This is a genomic window from Janthinobacterium sp. UMAB-60, from assembly GCF_900095235.1.
Lineage (GTDB): Bacteria > Pseudomonadota > Gammaproteobacteria > Burkholderiales > Burkholderiaceae_D > Janthinobacterium.
On the sequence record NZ_LT607489.1, the window covers coordinates 171554 to 187961 of the forward strand.

General features: G+C 62.5%; 19 protein-coding genes. 15 read left to right on the forward strand and 4 right to left on the reverse strand.

Going from position 1 to position 16408, the window contains the following annotated elements; genetic code table 11:
- Nucleotides 1-196: 196 nt before the first annotated feature.
- Complete coding sequence (locus K0F86_RS14685) at nt 197-1267, forward strand: hypothetical protein (protein ID WP_219135045.1); 1071 nt, start codon at nt 197-199, stop codon at nt 1265-1267.
- Between the two features lie 14 nt (nt 1268-1281).
- A complete protein-coding gene (locus tag K0F86_RS14690; RefSeq protein ID WP_219135046.1) occupies nt 1282-2031 on the forward strand; it encodes a hypothetical protein in 750 nt (249 codons plus the stop codon).
- A gap of 113 nt (nt 2032-2144) precedes the next feature.
- Here K0F86_RS14690 and trmL read toward each other — a convergent pair whose 3' ends face one another.
- Nucleotides 2145-2615: a tRNA (uridine(34)/cytosine(34)/5-carboxymethylaminomethyluridine(34)-2'-O)-methyltransferase TrmL gene (trmL, locus tag K0F86_RS14695; protein ID WP_071079428.1), complete on the reverse strand. Its 471-nt coding sequence runs from the start codon at nt 2613-2615 to the stop codon at nt 2145-2147.
- 27 nt (nt 2616-2642) lie between these two features.
- A complete protein-coding gene (locus K0F86_RS14700) occupies nt 2643-3398 on the reverse strand; it encodes a ComF family protein (RefSeq protein ID WP_219135047.1) in 756 nt (251 codons plus the stop codon).
- An 84-nt stretch (nt 3399-3482) separates the two neighbouring features.
- On the opposite strand from K0F86_RS14700, the gene K0F86_RS14705 reads away from it, so the two are divergent.
- From K0F86_RS14705 to K0F86_RS14735, 7 genes are all read left to right on the forward strand, one after another.
- Nucleotides 3483-4379, forward strand: coding sequence for a methyltransferase domain-containing protein (locus tag K0F86_RS14705; protein WP_219135048.1), 897 nt, complete (start codon nt 3483-3485; stop codon nt 4377-4379).
- Between the two features lie 464 nt (nt 4380-4843).
- On the forward strand, nt 4844-6052 hold the full coding sequence (gene coxB, locus K0F86_RS14710) for a cytochrome c oxidase subunit II (RefSeq protein WP_219135052.1): 1209 nt from the start codon (nt 4844-4846) through the stop codon (nt 6050-6052).
- Nucleotides 6053-6065: 13 nt separating this feature from the next.
- Nucleotides 6066-7664: a cytochrome c oxidase subunit I gene (gene ctaD, locus K0F86_RS14715; protein WP_034749009.1), complete on the forward strand. Its 1599-nt coding sequence runs from the start codon at nt 6066-6068 to the stop codon at nt 7662-7664.
- A gap of 55 nt (nt 7665-7719) precedes the next feature.
- Entirely contained in the window at nt 7720-7836 is a 117-nt protein-coding gene (locus K0F86_RS14720) for a cytochrome oxidase small assembly protein (protein WP_217494223.1), read from the forward strand.
- Between the two features lie 4 nt (nt 7837-7840).
- Nucleotides 7841-8410, forward strand: a complete 570-nt coding sequence (locus tag K0F86_RS14725; protein WP_219135053.1) for a cytochrome c oxidase assembly protein — start codon at nt 7841-7843, stop codon at nt 8408-8410.
- 9 nt (nt 8411-8419) lie between these two features.
- Entirely contained in the window at nt 8420-8626 is a 207-nt protein-coding gene (locus tag K0F86_RS14730; RefSeq protein WP_219135054.1) for a DUF2970 domain-containing protein, read from the forward strand.
- A gap of 41 nt (nt 8627-8667) precedes the next feature.
- Nucleotides 8668-9528: a cytochrome c oxidase subunit 3 gene (locus K0F86_RS14735; RefSeq protein WP_099379804.1), complete on the forward strand. Its 861-nt coding sequence runs from the start codon at nt 8668-8670 to the stop codon at nt 9526-9528.
- 121 nt (nt 9529-9649) lie between these two features.
- On the opposite strand, the gene K0F86_RS14740 is transcribed toward K0F86_RS14735, so the two are convergent.
- The gene (locus tag K0F86_RS14740) at nt 9650-9850 is read right to left on the reverse strand and encodes a twin transmembrane helix small protein (protein ID WP_046683386.1); all 201 of its coding nucleotides are present in this window, start codon (nt 9848-9850) and stop codon (nt 9650-9652) included.
- Nucleotides 9851-9886: 36 nt separating this feature from the next.
- On the opposite strand from K0F86_RS14740, the gene K0F86_RS14745 reads away from it, so the two are divergent.
- The 6 genes from K0F86_RS14745 to K0F86_RS14770 are packed head-to-tail and all read left to right on the forward strand — an operon-like array spanning nt 9887 to nt 15046.
- Nucleotides 9887-10633, forward strand: a complete 747-nt coding sequence (locus K0F86_RS14745) for an SURF1 family protein (RefSeq protein WP_219135055.1) — start codon at nt 9887-9889, stop codon at nt 10631-10633.
- Nucleotides 10614-11243: a cytochrome C oxidase subunit I gene (locus tag K0F86_RS14750; protein WP_219135056.1), complete on the forward strand. Its 630-nt coding sequence runs from the start codon at nt 10614-10616 to the stop codon at nt 11241-11243. Before K0F86_RS14745 ends, K0F86_RS14750 begins: the two co-directional genes overlap by 20 nt.
- An 18-nt stretch (nt 11244-11261) precedes the next feature.
- Nucleotides 11262-12437: a heme A synthase gene (locus tag K0F86_RS14755; RefSeq protein ID WP_219135153.1), complete on the forward strand. Its 1176-nt coding sequence runs from the start codon at nt 11262-11264 to the stop codon at nt 12435-12437.
- Nucleotides 12438-13337 (forward strand): heme o synthase, encoded by a 900-nt coding sequence (gene cyoE, locus K0F86_RS14760; protein ID WP_219135057.1) that lies wholly within the window; start codon nt 12438-12440, stop codon nt 13335-13337.
- The gene (locus K0F86_RS14765) at nt 13334-13927 is read left to right on the forward strand and encodes an SCO family protein (protein WP_219135058.1); all 594 of its coding nucleotides are present in this window, start codon (nt 13334-13336) and stop codon (nt 13925-13927) included. Before cyoE ends, K0F86_RS14765 begins: the two co-directional genes overlap by 4 nt.
- Nucleotides 13928-13969: 42 nt before the next feature.
- Nucleotides 13970-15046: an AI-2E family transporter gene (locus K0F86_RS14770; RefSeq protein ID WP_219135060.1), complete on the forward strand. Its 1077-nt coding sequence runs from the start codon at nt 13970-13972 to the stop codon at nt 15044-15046.
- Here the strand turns inward: K0F86_RS14770 and K0F86_RS14775 are convergent, their stop codons facing one another.
- A complete protein-coding gene (locus K0F86_RS14775; RefSeq protein ID WP_219135061.1) occupies nt 15047-16387 on the reverse strand; it encodes a hemolysin family protein in 1341 nt (446 codons plus the stop codon).
- Nucleotides 16388-16408 lie beyond the last annotated feature (21 nt).

Below are 16408 nucleotides of genomic sequence, written 5' to 3' on the forward strand. Positions count from 1 at the left end.
CCTCAGCGCGCCGCCACCGTTGATGCCGCCGCCCCTGTGAACGCTGGAATGACGTTGGAATGAAGGATTAGTTTTGGATATCTGCATCAAATGCAAGGGCGGCCTGTTCAGTGCTGTCAGCCATTGCCCGTACTGCGGTCACGCCGTGACTGGCGCTGCCCGGCCAGCTGCGGCCGTGCCGCCAACGCTGCCGCCCATGCCCGCGCCTATGCCAGTAGCGCCGCCCGTGGCGCCCAAGCCGCCGCCCCAGCCGGTAGCTCCGGCGCCTGCGCCGAAACCACCGCCGAAACCGGCCCAGCCGCAGCCGCAAGCCGCGCCGAAGCCTGTACCGGCGCCAGCCCCGGCCGCACCGCTGCCGCCGTCACCGCCGCGCAAGTGGCTGCGCTGGCTGGGCGGCGCCGTCGTGCTGGCGGCGGTCATCGTCTACATGAATGGCAAGCCTGGCGGCAAGAGTGAATCGGCCTGCAACGACGCCATCGACAGCGGCCTCAAACTGGTAGCGAATGGCAGCCTGGACGGCGCCCGCCAGAAGCTGGCGACGGCGAAAAATGTGTGCACGGGCAAGTCCAGCGCCAAGGCCGACGATTTGCAGGCGGCGATCGGCAAGGCGGGCGCCGCATCGGGCAGTTGCCAGCGCGGCGTGCGCGCCATCGAGCGCAGTATTGATGGCCATCAATTGCAAAGCGCGGCCAGCGGCATCGCCGCGCTCGACGCCGATTGCGCGGGCGCATCCAGCGTGGATTCCTTGCGCAAGCAGCTGGCGCGCCAGCAGGCGGCAGCCGCGTCCGTGCTGGTGGGAGTGCGCCAGGCGCTCGATGGCAAGGATGCGGCGGCGGCACGCAATGGTATCGCCCGGCTGGAAGCGATCGACCGCGAAGCCCTGGAATTGCCGCAGTTGCAGGTCGATGTGCAAGCGTTGTCGGCGCCTGCGCCCGTTTCAGCACCGGCACCGCTGGAAACGGCACCGGCCCGCAGCGTGTCGACGGAACCGGCGCCCGCGCGCGCGGTCGAACGTCCAGCGGTGACGGAACGCCGTCCGCTGGAAACGTCGCCCGTCGATAGCGGCGCGGCCATGCGCAGCGAGATGGCGCAATCGTTCCTGCGCGACGCCGAGCGTTCTTTGTTGGAAGGCAAGTTCGATGCGGCCAAGACGTATCTGGAAAGCGCGCGCCGCGTCGATCCGGGCAATGCGCGCATCGACAATCTGTCGCGCCGCATCCGCGAACGCGAGCGGCAAGTGCTGCAGACGGAAACAACGATCAATTAGTCCTCGGGAGCACCATGCTGTATCACGCCACCTCGCGCGCCACCGCCGCACTGACCATCGCCGCCATGCTGGCCGGCTGCGCCACGGCGCCGATGAATCCGAACGGCGTGCGCCAGGATAATTCCTATCCGCAAGGCGCCACCCAGGCGGCCACGGATGAAGATCCGTGCAGCGTGGGCACGTCGGCGGCGGCCGGCGCGGCCGTGGGGGCGCTGCTGGGCGCGCTGGCGGGTGGCAAGAATGGCGCGCTGAAGGGCGCGGCCATCGGCGGCGGCCTGGCGGCGGCCGGTTGCCTGGCGATCAATGTCAATTCGCGCCAGACCAAGACGGCGGCGCAGGCGGACCGCGACTACATCCGCGCACGCGGCGCGCTGCCGCGCGAACCGCAAGTGGTGGCGTACACGCCGCAGCTGAGCGCGTCGACCGTCAAGCGCGGCCAGCCGTTCAAGGTGCATTCGGTGGTGGAACTGGTCAATGGCAGCGCGCAAAGCGTCAACGACGTGCGCGAAGAACTGGTGGTGCTCGATCCGCAAGGCCAGCCATTCAAGTCCGGCTCGAAGGCCTTGGCCAGCAGCAATAAATCGGGCGGGCGCTTCGAGAACTCGTTCGAGCTGACCTTGCCGGCCGGCGTGTCGCAGGGCATCTATGGCGTCAAGACGAATTTATATGTCAACGGCAAGCTGGCCGCCACGCGCGACCTGCACACGCAGCTGGTGATGCTGGATGTGGATACGGGCGTTGACGCGCAGCTGGCGCTGCGCTGATTGCCGTATGCAAACGCGTGGGTCGGATTAACGGGGTAAAGCCCCGCGTAGTCCGACAACACCACTAACGCCAACAATGTTGTCGGATTACGGCCCCTTGGGCCTAATCCGACCTACGCGCCGCCTTGGTACCCGTGCTGGCGCCAGGCCTCGTAGACGACGACGGCCACCGTGTTCGATAAATTCAAACTGCGGTTGTCCGGGCGCATCGGCAGGCGGATGCGTTGCTCGGCAGGAAAGCCGTCGCGCAGGGCGGGATCCAGGCCTTTTGTCTCCGAGCCGAACACGAACACGTCGCCCGGCAGGAAGGCCACGTCGCCAAACGGGCGCGAGCCGCGCGTGGTCATGGCGAACATGCGGGATGGGTCCGGCTGGGTGTCGGCCAGGAACGCTGCCCAATTCTTGTGCACCTTCATCTTGGCGTAATCGTGGTAATCGAGGCCGGCGCGCTTCATCTTGGCATCGTCGAGCGGAAAGCCCAGCGGTTCGACCAGGTGCAGCTGCGCGCCCGTGTTGGCGCACAGGCGGATGACGTTGCCCGTGTTGGGCGGGATTTCAGGTTCTACCAAAACAACGTGAAACAAAATGCTCTCCTCATATATGTAGCGAATTCAATGCGGCGGCGTGCGCGCCGCCACCAATATGCTGACCCTGGCCGCGCCTGCGTGCTTGCAGGCGGCGGCCAGCGCGTTGACGGTATGCCCGCTGCTCATCACGTCGTCGACGATGCCCACATGGCATCCTTGCAACAACGCCGCATGTTCGGGCGCGATGGCGAACGCCTGCGCCAGGTTGGCTCGCCGTTCCTGCGGCGCCACGCCGCTTTGCGCCCGCGTTTCGCGCACGCGCAGCGCCAGGCGGGACTGCAAAGGGACGTCCAGCAGGCGCGCCAGCGGACGCGCAATTTCCAGCGCCTGGTTAAAGCCCCGCTGGGCCAGCCGGGCCGGGCCCAGCGGCACGGGGCACAGCAGTTGCGGCGCGTCCCAGTCAGATTGTTGCTGAATGGCAACGTGCATCAGTTCTGCCAACAGGGGCGCCAGTGCCAGGCGCGCGCCGAATTTCAGCTGCAGCAGCAACTGGTCGACGGGCGCCGCATAGTCGAACGCCGTGACGGTGGCGTCATACGCGGGCCGCTGGCGCAAACAGCGTCCGCACAGCAGCGCCACCTCGATGTCCGCGAGCGGATTGGCGCACTGGCGGCAGCGGGGACGACTGTGTCCAAGATACTGCGCGCGGCAGGGCGAACACAGCATCTCCGGGCAGCCGATGCCGCACAGCGCGCATTGCGCCGGCAGCACCGTGGCGCCCAGCCACTGGCGCAGCGCCTGCCAGGTGGCATCAAGGCGGGGCTGGGTGGCGGTCCGCATCGCGATGGTGTCGTTCCATGTACACTGCCGACATTATCTCACCTCACCGGTTTCAACATGCCAGTTCCCGCCAATCCACCCAAAATGAGTGCGCCCATCGATGCGGTGCAAGTACGCGATTTCTTTTCCCGTCCCGCGCGCGTCGCGGCGTCGGATTTCCTGCGCCGCGAAGTGTCGGCACGCATGCACGAGCGCCTGGAGCTGGTGAAAATCACCCCCCTGCGCGTGCTCGACGCCGGCTGCGGCCCGGGCGCGGACCTGGCGCAGTTGCACAAGGATTATCCCGCCGCGCAGATTATCGGTCTCGATGCAGCGCAAGCGATGATGCAGGCGGCGCGCGCGCCCGCCTCGAAACTGGCCAGCCTGAACCAGTTCCTCAGCAAATTGCTGCCGGCCAAGGCGGGCGTGGATTTGCTGTGCGGCGACCTCGGCGACCTGCCGCTGGCCGCCGGTAGCGTCGACCTGGTCTGGTCCAACCTGGCGCTGCACTGGCATGCCCAGCCCGACCGCGTGTTTGCCGAATGGCGGCGCGCGTTGCGCCTCGCTGGCTTGCTGATGTTTTCCTGTTTCGGTCCCGACACCTTCCGCGAAGTGCGCGACGCGTTTGCCGAGGCGGATTTATATCCGCACGCCTTGCCTTTTGTCGACATGCACGACTTTGGCGACATGCTGGTCGAGACGGGTTTTTCCACGCCCGTGCTGGACATGGAAATCATTACGGTGACCTACGACACGGCGGAAAAGCTGCTGGCGGACGTGCGCGCCTTTGGCGGCAACCCGCTCACCACGCGCCGGCGCGGCCTGATGGGCAAGGCGGCCTGGCAGCGCATGCTGGACGCGCTGGAAAAGATGCGCCGTCCCGACGGCAAGCTGGGCCTGAGTTTCGAGGTCATCTATGGCCACGCCTTCCGTCCCGCGCCGCGCGTGACGCGCAATGGCGAAGCCATCATCCGCTTTGATTTGCCGAGAAAACCCAAATAAAAGGGCAAAGAAACCGATACTTGGTCGCATTTGCGCGCGATGTGGCAGCTTGGCGTTGCAAAGCGCGCGGCGACCGGGAGAAGGGCGCGCACAAAGCCGATTATTGCTTGATGGATTCAAGTTTACTTGACTATAATCGTTGACTGTTTGTCAGCTTGTTAAGTACAAAAAACAAGGGCTGCATACAAAATAAAAAAAACAAAGCAAGACTAATTCGAAGTTACTGCATTAGTATAGTAACCATCTTCCACACGAGGCCATTTCAAGGTGGGGAAGAAAAACAGGGTTCCAGCATGGTTGTGCGCCGCCGTTTTTGCTGCCGCAGCCAGCATGGAATTCGCTGGTGCTTGACGCACATGGCCGTATTCCGGCCGTGTTGCTTTCATGGAGGAGCGGCAGCGGTCCAGTACGGAGAAATCCGCAGCCGTTTAAAATATCATTATTTTTGGGTGGTTGGGGAAAACATGACACATGCAAAGCGACTTCAATCGTTGCTGCTCGGGCTGTCTTTGACAGCGTTTGGCATCGGGCGATGGGCCACGGCAGCACCGGCTGCCGGCACCTATCCCGGCACCGGCGGTCCCGTGCCGTTCGAAATGAATCTGCAACCGCCGGCGACGCAGATCGCCCATGAAATCTACGATTTGCACACCCTGATGATGATCATCTGCCTGGTGATCTTCGTGGCCGTGTTCGGCGTCATGTTCTATTCCATCTTCAAGCACCGCAAGTCCCTGGGCCACAAGCCGGCCACTTTCCACGAAAGCACCACCGTCGAGATCGCCTGGACCGTCGTGCCTTTCCTGATCGTCATTGGCATGGCCCTGCCTGCCACGCGCACGGTGGTGGGCATGAAGGACACCTCGAACGCCGACATCACCATCAAGGCCACCGGCATGCAGTGGAAATGGGGCTATGACTACCTGAAAGGCGAGGGCGAAGGTATTTCCTTCCTTTCCAACCTGGCCACGCCGCGCTCGCAAGTGGGCGCGCCTGGCGTGCCGCCGACGGAAAAACGGGGCGAAAACTACCTGATCGAAGTCGACAACGAAGTCGTCGTGCCGGTCAACAAGAAGATCCGCGTGGTGCTGACGGCCAACGACGTCATCCACGCCTGGTCCGTGCCCGCCTTTGGCGTGAAGCAAGATGCGATTCCCGGTTTCGTGCGCGACACCTGGTTCAAGGCCGACCATATCGGCACCTTCCGCGGCAATTGCGCCGAGCTGTGCGGCAAGGAGCACGCCTTCATGCCCATCGTCGTCAAGGTCGTCTCAGCCGATGACTACAAGGCCTGGGTTGATGTAAAACAAAAGGAAATGGCGGCATTGGCTGATGATCCAAGCAAGGTGTGGACCATCGATGAATTGAAGGTCAAGGGCGAGAAAGTGTATACGGCCAACTGCGTGGTCTGCCACCAGGCGACCGGCAAGGGCGTGCCAGGGGCATTTGCGCCGCTGGACGGCTCGGCCGTGGTGAACGGCCCGAAAGCCGATCAGATCCACGTCTTGCTGAACGGGCAAAAGAGCGGCAAGTATCCCGCTGAAATGCCAGCATGGAAACAGCTGTCCGACACGGAAATCGCCGCAGTGATCACTTACACGCGCAATTCCTGGTCGAACAAGGCCGCAGAGAACATCGTTCAACCAGCCGAAGTCGTGGCTGCACGCAAGTAATTAGGAGCCGCATATGAGTACGAGCACGAGCACCTTGGACCACGCCGGTCACGACCACGACCATGCCCACGACCACCCGACCGGCTACCGCCGCTGGCTGTTTGCCACCAACCACAAGGATATCGGTACCCTGTACCTGTGGTTCTCGTTCATCATGCTGCTGTCGGGCGGCGTGCTGGCCCTGATGATCCGTACGGAACTGTTTCATCCAGGCTTGCAATTCTTCCACCCTGAATTCTTCAATCAACTGACCACCATGCACGGCCTGGTGATGGTGTTTGGCGCCATCATGCCGGCCTTCGTCGGCTACGCCAACTGGATGATCCCGCTACAAGTGGGCGCTTCCGACATGGCGTTCGCCCGCATGAACAACTTCTCGTTCTGGCTGCTGCCGCCGGCCGCGCTGCTGCTGGCCACGTCCTTCCTCGTGCCGGGCGGCGCCACGGCTGCCGGCTGGACCCTGTATGCGCCGCTGTCGACGCAGATGGGCCCCGGCATGGACATGGCGATTTTTGCCATGCACCTGATGGGCGCTTCGTCCATCATGGGTTCGATCAACATCATCGTCACCATCCTGAACATGCGCGCACCGGGCATGACCCTGATGAAAATGCCGATGTTCTGCTGGACCTGGCTCATTACCGCGTATCTGCTGATCGCCGTCATGCCCGTGCTGGCCGGCGCCATCACCATGACCCTGACGGACCGCCATTTCGGCACGTCCTTCTTTAACGCGGCAGGCGGCGGCGACCCCGTCATGTACCAGCACATCTTCTGGTTCTTCGGCCACCCCGAGGTCTACATCATGATCTTGCCGGCCTTCGGCATCGTCTCGCAGATCCTGCCCGCGTTTGCCCGCAAGCCCCTGTTCGGCTACGCCTCGATGGTCTACGCTACCGCTTCTATCGCGATCCTGTCCTTCATCGTCTGGGCGCACCACATGTTTACCACCGGCATGCCGGTGACCAGCCAGCTGTTCTTCATGTACGCGACCATGCTGATCGCCGTGCCGACGGGCGTGAAAGTGTTCAACTGGATCGCCACCATGTGGAAGGGCTCGATGACGTTCGAAACGCCGATGCTGTTCTCGGTGGGCTTCATCTTCGTCTTCACCATGGGCGGTTTCACGGGTCTGATCCTGGCCGTGACGCCGATCGACATCCAGCTGCAGGATACCTATTATGTGGTGGCGCACTTCCACTACGTGCTGGTGGCCGGTTCGCTGTTCGCCCTGTTCGCCGGCTTCTACTACTGGTCGCCGAAATGGACGGGCCATATGTACAACGAGACGCGCGGCAAGATCCACTTCTGGCTGTCGCTGATCACGTTCAACGTGACCTTCTTCCCGATGCACTTCCTGGGCCTGGCCGGCATGCCGCGCCGCTACGCCGACTATCCGGCGCAGTTCACGGACTTCAATATGATCGCCTCGATCGGCGGCTTCGGTTTTGGCCTGATGCAGGTGTACTTCCTGTTCTTCGTGGTCTTGCCGACCATCCGCGGCGGCAAGGCTGCGCCAGCGAAACCATGGGAAGGCGCGGAAGGCCTGGAATGGACCGTGCCGAGCCCGGCGCCATTCCACACGTTTGAAACGCCGCCGACCGTCAAATAATGTCAGTGTCACGGGCCGGCGTGTTGCGCGGCCCGTCTTGAATAAAGTGCCTGCCATGACCGAAGTGAAAACTGAGCGTAAAAAACCGAACAACCTGCGTACCGGGCTGATCTTGGCCGCCCTGGCGGCCTTCTTCTTCCTGTCCGTATTCGTCAAGCGCATGTGGCTCTGACGTGATGACGCCCCACCAACAGGAAACACGCGGCCTGAACCGCAAGATGCTGGGCAAGCTGCTGGTCATTGCCGTGCTGATGTTCGGCTTTGGCTATGCCCTGATTCCCGTCTACAAGCAGATTTGCGAAGTGATGGGCATCAACGTGCTGACGCAAAAAGATGGCACGGTGGCCTACGACAACAATACGCAGGTCGACACCACGCGCAGCATCACCGTCGAGTTCGACGGCAATGCGCAGGGACCATGGCGCTTCCGCCCGACCGTCTCGAGCATGCAGGTGCATCCGGGCGAGCTGGTGACCGTCTTGTATGAAGTGGTCAATACGCAAAACCGCGTCGTCAACGCGCAAGCGATTCCCAGCTACGCGCCGCAGAGCGCCACGCCGCATTTCAAGAAGGTCGAGTGCTTCTGCTTCAAGCAGCAGACCTTGAAACCGCACGAAGCGCGGCAGATGCCGGTGGTGTTCTTCCTCGATCCGGCCCTGCCGAAAGAGGTGAAGACCATCACCCTGTCGTACACGTTTTTCGAGATTGCCGGTCTGAGCAAGGCTCAGACGCCGGCCGTCCAATAGGAGAGTGCCATGGGCGAATCCAAGCAGCCGGAAAAAGCGTCGTTCCTGTATTCCTTGCGCGCCGTCGTGTGGTCGTTCACGGGACTGCGCCGCAAGAGCGATTTCGACACGGATTCGGCCAAGATCAATCCCGTGCACATCGTCATCGCCGGCTTCCTGGTGGTGGCTTGCCTGATCGGCATCCTGATTTCAATTGTTAAATTCGTCGTTTTATAAATTATAAAAAAACCACCCTACAAGTTTTTGAGGAGATGATGATGAGTTCCAACCACGCCGCCGTACCTTATTATTTCGTGCCCGGCCCGTCGCGCTGGCCCATGCTGGGCGGCGCCAGCCTGCTGCTGACCATGATCGGCGCCTCGGCCTGGGTCAACGACGTCTCCTGGGGGCCGTATGTGAATTACCTGGGCATCGCCGGCATCCTGCTGGTGCTGTATTTCTGGTTCGGCGACGCCATCAGCGAATCGGAGCAGGGCCTGTACAGCGAGCGCATCGACCACTCCTTCCGCTGGAGCATGAGCTGGTTCATCTTTTCGGAAGTCATGTTCTTCGCCGCCTTCTTCGGCGCCCTGTTCTATGCGCGCAGCATCTCGATGCCGTGGCTGGCCGACCTCGACCACAAGGTGATCTGGCCCGATTTCGCCGCCCACTGGGGCAATACGGGCCCGGCCGGCACGGTGCAGGAATTTACCACCATGACGCCGTTCTGGATTCCGACCATCAATACGGCCTTGCTGCTGCTGTCGGGCGTCACGTTGACCATCTCGCACCACGCGCTGCGCGCCGGCCACCGCGGCATGACGGCATTGTTCCTGTTTGCCACGATTTTGCTGGGCGCCATCTTCATGGGCTTCCAGGTGTATGAATACGTGCACGCCTACAGCGAACTGAACTTGAAACTGACGTCCGGCATCTACGGCGCCACCTTCTTCATGCTGACGGGTTTCCACGGCTTCCACGTGACCCTGGGCGCCATCATGCTGTCCGTCATCCTGTACCGCGTGCTGAAAGGCCACTTTACGCCCGACCACCACTTCGGCTTCGAAGGCGCCGCCTGGTACTGGCACTTTGTCGACGTCGTCTGGCTGGGCCTGTACGTGGTCGTGTATTGGTTATAATGGCGGGGCAGGGCACGCGCCGTTGTTAGGCGGCCTGCACCATAAAAAAAGCCGTACCGGGAGATCCTGGGTACGGCTTTTTTCTTAGTGTGAAGAATTTGCCAATCAGGCAAGAACGGGCTTAATGAATTCCCGTCGGCTGGATGTAGCCCAGATGATGCGCCAGCAGGATCAGCAGGAACAGGGTGATCGACAGCCCCACGCGCAGGGCCAGCGCCTGCACGGTGCGGTTGCTCTTGCCCTTGTCGCGCATGAGGAAGAACAGGGCCGAGCCCAGGCTGCCCAGGATCAGGATGAAGGCGATGGCAACGAGGATTTTCATGGATGGTAGCGCCAGGCTTGAGGAGGTTTCATTGTAATGCGTATCCACTTCCATTTTAGATGGATTCCATTTATTGTAATGCTGCTACTGGTGGCGTTGGGCGTGTCGCTGGCGCAATGGCAGCAGCGCCGTGGCGATGAAAAAGTCGCCCGCGCCGCCCGGCTGGAAGCGGGCAACCAGGCCGCGCCGCTGGCATTGACGGCCGCGCCCCTGCTGCCGGCCGACGCGCAAGCGATCGAGTACCGCCGCGTTACCGTCACGGGCCATTTTGTGCCCGCCTGGACGGTCTACCTGGACAACCGCCCTTACAAAGGCCAGGCCGGTTTCCACGTGCTCACGCCATTTCAAATAGACGGTTCCCCCATGCACGTGCTGGTGGCGCAAGGCTGGCTGCCGCGCAACAATGCCGAGCGCACGCGCATTCCCGATTACGCCACGCCGGCCGGCACGGTGACGATTACCGGCATCGCGCGCCTGAACGCGGGCCATGTGATGGAACTGGGCACGGCGCCCGCCCTGGCGCCGCACGCCATCGTGCAAAATGCCGATATCGGCCAGCTGGCCAGGGCCAGCGGCCTGGCCTTGCAGCCATTTATTCTCGAACAAACGGTCGACCCAGTTGATCCGCCAGCATCTGGCCAGCTTCCCGTGCGCGACTGGCCGGCGCCCGACCTGGGCGTGGACAAGCACCGCGGCTATGCCTTCCAGTGGTATGCCCTGGCACTGATGGCTTTTTTATTTTTTGTCTTTACAGGATTTCGACGTGCAAACAAACAGCCCTGAAGCAACGCAAGACAGCCCCGAGAAACAGACGCAGAACAACGGACGCTGGAAACTGCTGGCCGTGGTGGCCGTGTGCGCCTTTCCCATCATCGCTTCGTATTTCACGTATTACATCATCAAGCCCACGGGCCGCAACAACTACGGCGCCCTGATCGATCCCCGTTTGCACCCGATTCCCGAAGAACAATTGCACGTGACGCAACTCGATGGCAAGGCGTCGCCGCTGGCGCAATTCAAGGGCAAGTGGGTGCTGCTGCAAACGGGGCCATCCGACTGCCAGGAAGCATGCAAGAAGCAATTGTTTGACATGCAACAACTGCGCCTCATGCAAGGCAAGGAACGCGAACGCCTGGAACGGGTGTGGCTGGTGACGGATGCCCAGCCGCTCGACACGCTGGTGATGCGCGAATTCGACGGTACCAGCATGCTGCGTGTGAATAACGACGCCCTGAAAGCGTGGCTGCCCGTGGAGCCGGGCGGCAAGACCAGCGACCATTTGTATTTGATCGATCCGCTGGGCAATCTGATGATGCGCTTCCCGAAAGACGCGGACCCGAACAAGATCAAGAAAGACATCGCCAAGCTGCTCAAAGCTTCGGCGATCGGTTGAGGAGTCTGCATGCCGACGATGCATCTCTCCGCGCTGGCCCAGCTGGGCTTGACGGGTCTGCTGGTGGCGCTGCTGCCGCTGACCATGGTCTGGGTGTCCGCGGACGCCAATAAATACCGCAAGCTGGTGTGGATCGCCGTCTTTTTGACGGTCGACCTGATCATGTTTGGCGGCTTTACGCGGCTGTCCGATTCCGGCCTCGGTTGTCCTGACTGGCCAGGCTGTTATGGCTCGGCCAATCCATTCCTCGCGCACGAGCATATCGTGGCGGCGGAAACCCTGATGCCGACGGGACCCGTCACGGTGGTGAAAGCGTGGATCGAAATGACGCACCGCTACCTGGCCATGGCCATTGGCGTCTTGATCGTGGCGATGATGGTGCAGGCGTGGCGCCAGTGGCGCAAAAGCCGCCGGGCGGAATTCGCCCCGGCGCTGCCGACGGCGCTGTTTTTGTTCGTCTGCCTGCAGGGCGCGTTCGGCGCCTGGACCGTCACCTTGAAACTGCAGCCGGTGATCGTCACCATCCACTTGTTGCTGGGCATGGGGCTGCTGGCCATGCTGACGTGGCTGGGCGGGCGCCAGGATCATGCGGTGAAACCCTTGCTGCGCGCCGATGCGGATGCGTCCGTGCTGCGCCCCGTGCGCGCGCTGGCCGTCATGTCGCTCGTGCTGCTGACGGTGCAGATCGCGCTGGGCGGCTGGGTGAGCACCAACTACGCCACCCTGGCCTGCACGGATTTCCCCCTGTGCGGCGGCAAGGTCATTCCGGAGATGGATTTTGAACATGGTTTTCATTTGTGGCGCGAGCTGGGCAAGACGGCCGCCGGCCACTATTTGCCGTTTGCCGCGCTGACGGCCATCCACTGGGTGCACCGCAATTTCGCCTTCATCGTGCTGGCCGGTGTCGGCTATACGGTGTTGCGCGCGTGGAAACTGCCGTCCCTGCGCGGCACGGCACGCTGGGTGGCGTTGGTGCTGGCCCTGCAGGCGGCCACGGGCCTGGCGACGATTTACCTGAGCTGGCCCTTGTCGATCGCCGTGCTGCATAACGGCGGGGCGGCGCTGCTCGTGTTGTTGCTGACCATGTTAAACTACAAGGCTAAATTCCAACTCGATGTTGCGCGCACTGTTCAGCGCGCTTGCGCCTCCGCGCCAGTGCCCACGGCACCAGCCAGTCCTTCCCGTACCGCATAAATGACTACTCAGACCATCAGCCGTAAACCATCCCCCCGCATCGCCCAGTACTGGGCGCTGACCAAGCCCCGCGTGACGCAACTGGCCGTGTTTTGCGCCGTCATCGGCATGTTCCTGGCCAGCGAGGAGTTGCCTGACTGGCGCGCGGTGGTGTTCGGCACCATCGGCATCTGGCTGCTGGCCGGCGCCGCGTTTGCCGTCAATTGCCTGGCCGAGCGCGAAATCGATGCGCGCATGGCCCGCACGGCGCGCCGCCCCATGGCCATGGGCGACATCACGGTGAAACAGACGGTGGTGTTCGCGCTGGTGATCGGCGGCCTGGGCATGGCGATTTTGTACAACCTCGTCAATCCGCTGACCATGTGGCTGACGTTCGTCACCTTTGTCGGCTATGCCTTGATCTACACCATGGTGCTCAAACCGGCCACGCCGCAAAACATCGTCATCGGCGGCCTGTCCGGCGCCATGCCGCCCGCACTGGGCTGGGCCGCCGTGGCCAACGACGTGCCGATGCAGGCGTGGCTGCTGGTCCTGATCATCTTTGTCTGGACGCCGCCGCACTTCTGGGCGCTGGCCATGTATCGCCGCGACGACTACGCGCGCTCGGGCTTGCCCATGCTGCCCGTCACGCACGGCATGCAATTCACGCAATTTCACGTCTGGCTGTACTCGATCGCGCTGGCCGCCACCACCTTGCTGCCCTTTGCCGTGCGCATGAGCGGCCTGATCTACCTGGCCTCCGCCGTGCTGCTCAATGCCGGCTTCCTGTATTACTCATGGAAAATGTACCGCCACTACACGGACTTGATCGCGCGCAAAGCGTTTACTTTTTCCATCATTTACCTGGCATTGCTGTTCGCGGCCTTGCTGGTCGACCACTATATTCCCCTCGGAACATGAAAAAAACCCTGACCCTGTTGTTGGCGGCCACCCTGGTCGCCGTCCTCGCCGGCTGCGGCAAGCCTGCCGCACCGAAGCTGGAATTCAAGAATACGGACGTGACTGGCCTCGGCTACGCGCGCGAGTTCGCGCTGACGGACCACACGGGCCACCCGCGCACCCTGGCCGACTACAAGGGCAAGCTGGTGCTGATGTTCTTCGGCTACACGCAATGCCCGGATGTGTGCCCCACCACCATGGCAGACATGGCGCAAGTGATGCGGGAAATGGGTCCGCAGGCGGACCAGGTACAAGTGCTGTTCGTCACCGTCGACCCCGAGCGCGACACGCAAGCCTTGCTGGCGCAGTACGTGCCCGCCTTCGACAAGCGCTTCGTCGGCCTGTATGGCGATGCGGCCGCGACGGCCAAGGTAGCCAAGGAATTCAAGGTGTATTACGCCAAGGTCGAAGGCGAAACGGATAGCAGCTACACGGTCGACCACACGGCCGGCACCTATGTGTTCGACCGCGAAGGCAAGATCCGCCTGTTCGTGCGCCACGGCGAAAAACCTGCCGCCATCGCGCACGATCTTAAACTTCTGCTATCCTGACCCGGTCGCGCCACCAGGCGCCATCTTCAGGATTTGCAGTACATGGACAAACGTTTCGAGCCGCACGCCCGCCTGGCAGCCATCATCTTCTTGCTGATCGGCTGCTTTTTCGTCTTGCGGCCCTTCCTGGCCGCCATGCTGTTTGCCGCCTGCGTGGGCATTTCCAGCTGGCCCCTGTATATCCTGCTGCTGGAACGCCTGAAAGGCCGCCGCAACTGGGCCGCCGCCATCATGACGGTGTCGCTGATCCTCGTCATCGTGCTGCCGCTGGCTCTCGTCACCTACAACCTGGCCGACAATGTCTCGCGCATCTATGACCAGATCCGCGCCGCGCTGGAATCGGGCGGCCTGCATCCACCTGCCTGGCTGGCCAGCATTCCCGTGGTGGGCGAAACCATCGCCGGCTACGTGGAGCGCCTGCTGGCCGACCGCGAGGAATTACTGAATTTGGGCAAGACCATGCTGGAGCCGGCGCGCCATTTCCTCGCTTCCGGCGGCATTTTGCTGGGCACGGGCCTGGCGCAGACCAGCCTGGCCGTGTTCGTCAGCTTCTTCCTCTACCGCGACGGCCAGCAACTGAGCCGTGCCCTGATGACGGGTGCGGGCCGCATCATCGGCGACAGCGCGCCCGGCGTGGGCCTGACCATCAGCCGCACCGTGCGCGGCGTCATGTACGGCTTGCTGGGCACGGCGCTGGCGCAAGCGCTGGTGGCCGTGATCGGCTTTCTGATCGCCGGCGTGCCCGCCGTGGCGCTCTTGGGCGTGGCCACCTTCATCTTTTCGCTGATCCCCGTCGGCCCGCCCCTGATCTGGGGCGGCGCCGCCATCTGGCTGTTTTCCGACGGCCAGACGGGCTGGGGCATCTTCATGCTGGTGTGGGGCGCGCTGCTGATCAGCGGCGTGGATAACGTGGTCAAACCCATGCTGATCAGCCGCGGCAGCAGCCTGCCGTTCCTGCTGGTGCTGCTTGGCGTGCTGGGCGGCGTGCTGGCCTTCGGCTTCGTCGGCATCTTTATCGGGCCGACCCTGCTGGCGGTGCTGTACAGCTTGCTCCAGACGTGGACGGTGGGCGAGACCACCGTGCCGCAGGGCAAAGATTCGCTGACGTTGAAGAAGTAATCAGTCGCGCAAGTCTGCGTCGAGGTCGCGTTCCTGCTTCGGAATCACTTTGATCAGCACGATGCGGGGTCCGTTCATCTTCTTGACGACGATGTCGAAGTCGACAAAGGTGATGCGCTGGCCCTGCTTCGGAATATCCCCCAGCTTGACCATGATTAAGCCGCCCACCGATTCCACATCGTCCAGCCCCAGTTCCTCGTTTTCGATATCGATGCCGAGGATGCGTTCGAGCGAGAAGATCGGCAGGCTGGCCTTGCCGATCAGGGTGCCGTCGCTTTGCTTGAGCCAGTCGTTTTCATTGCGGCGGAATTCGTCGCGGATTTCGCCCACCATGGCGCCGAGCAAGTTATCCAGGGTGATGAAACCCAGCGGGCGTTTGCCCTTCTCTCCGATCAGGGCGAAGTGCGGCGCGCCGTCGCGGAAGCGGCGGAAAAGTTCGAGTGCCGGCGTGCGCGCGGAAATGATGTCCACGGGACGCAAAAACGGCGTGAGCGAGGTGATTGGTTTACCCGCCTGCTGGGCAAAGAACAGATCCTTCAAGTGCACCACGCCCAGTACGTCGTCTTCATTCGTGTCGAAATACGGGTAGCGGCTGAAGCGGTTGCGCAGCACCGTGTCGAGGTTTTCTTCCAGCGTATTCGAGGCGTACAGGGCGATCACTTCATTGATCGGGCGCATCAGGTCAGACACCGTCATTTGTTCGAAGTCGAGCGACTGCGCCAGGATGTTGCGCTCGTCGCGCGTAAATTTCTCGCCCGGCTGGCTGGTGCGCAGGATCAGTTTCAATTCTTCGGACGAGTAATGCGCATCGTGGCCGCCCTTGCCGGACAGGCCCGCCATGCGCAGCACCCAGTTGGCGCTGGCGTTGAGCAGGTAGATGGCCGGATACATGGCCCAGTAGAAACCATACAGGGGAATCGCGCTCCACAGGCCGACGGCTTCCGGATTGCGGATGGCCATCGATTTGGGGGCCAGTTCACCCACCACAATGTGCAGGAAGGAAATGACGCTGAAGGCGAGGACGAAGGAAATGCCGTGGATCAGCTCTTGCGAGGTGACGCCGATGGCGCCGAACACGGGTTCGAGCAAGCCGGCGAACGCCGGTTCGCCGACCCAGCCCAGGCCCAGCGACGCCAGCGTGATGCCCAGCTGGCAGGCGGACAGGTAGGCGTCCAGCTGGCCATGCACCTTGGCCAGGATGCGGCCCCGCAGTCCCTGTGTCCTGGCGATGGCGCGGATGCGCGTGCGCCGCAAGGTGACGATGCCAAATTCGGCGGCAACAAAAAAACCGTTCAGCGCGACCAGGAAGAGGGCGAGCAGGACTAGCAAGACATTGTGCATGGGGGCGCAAAAAGATGGGCT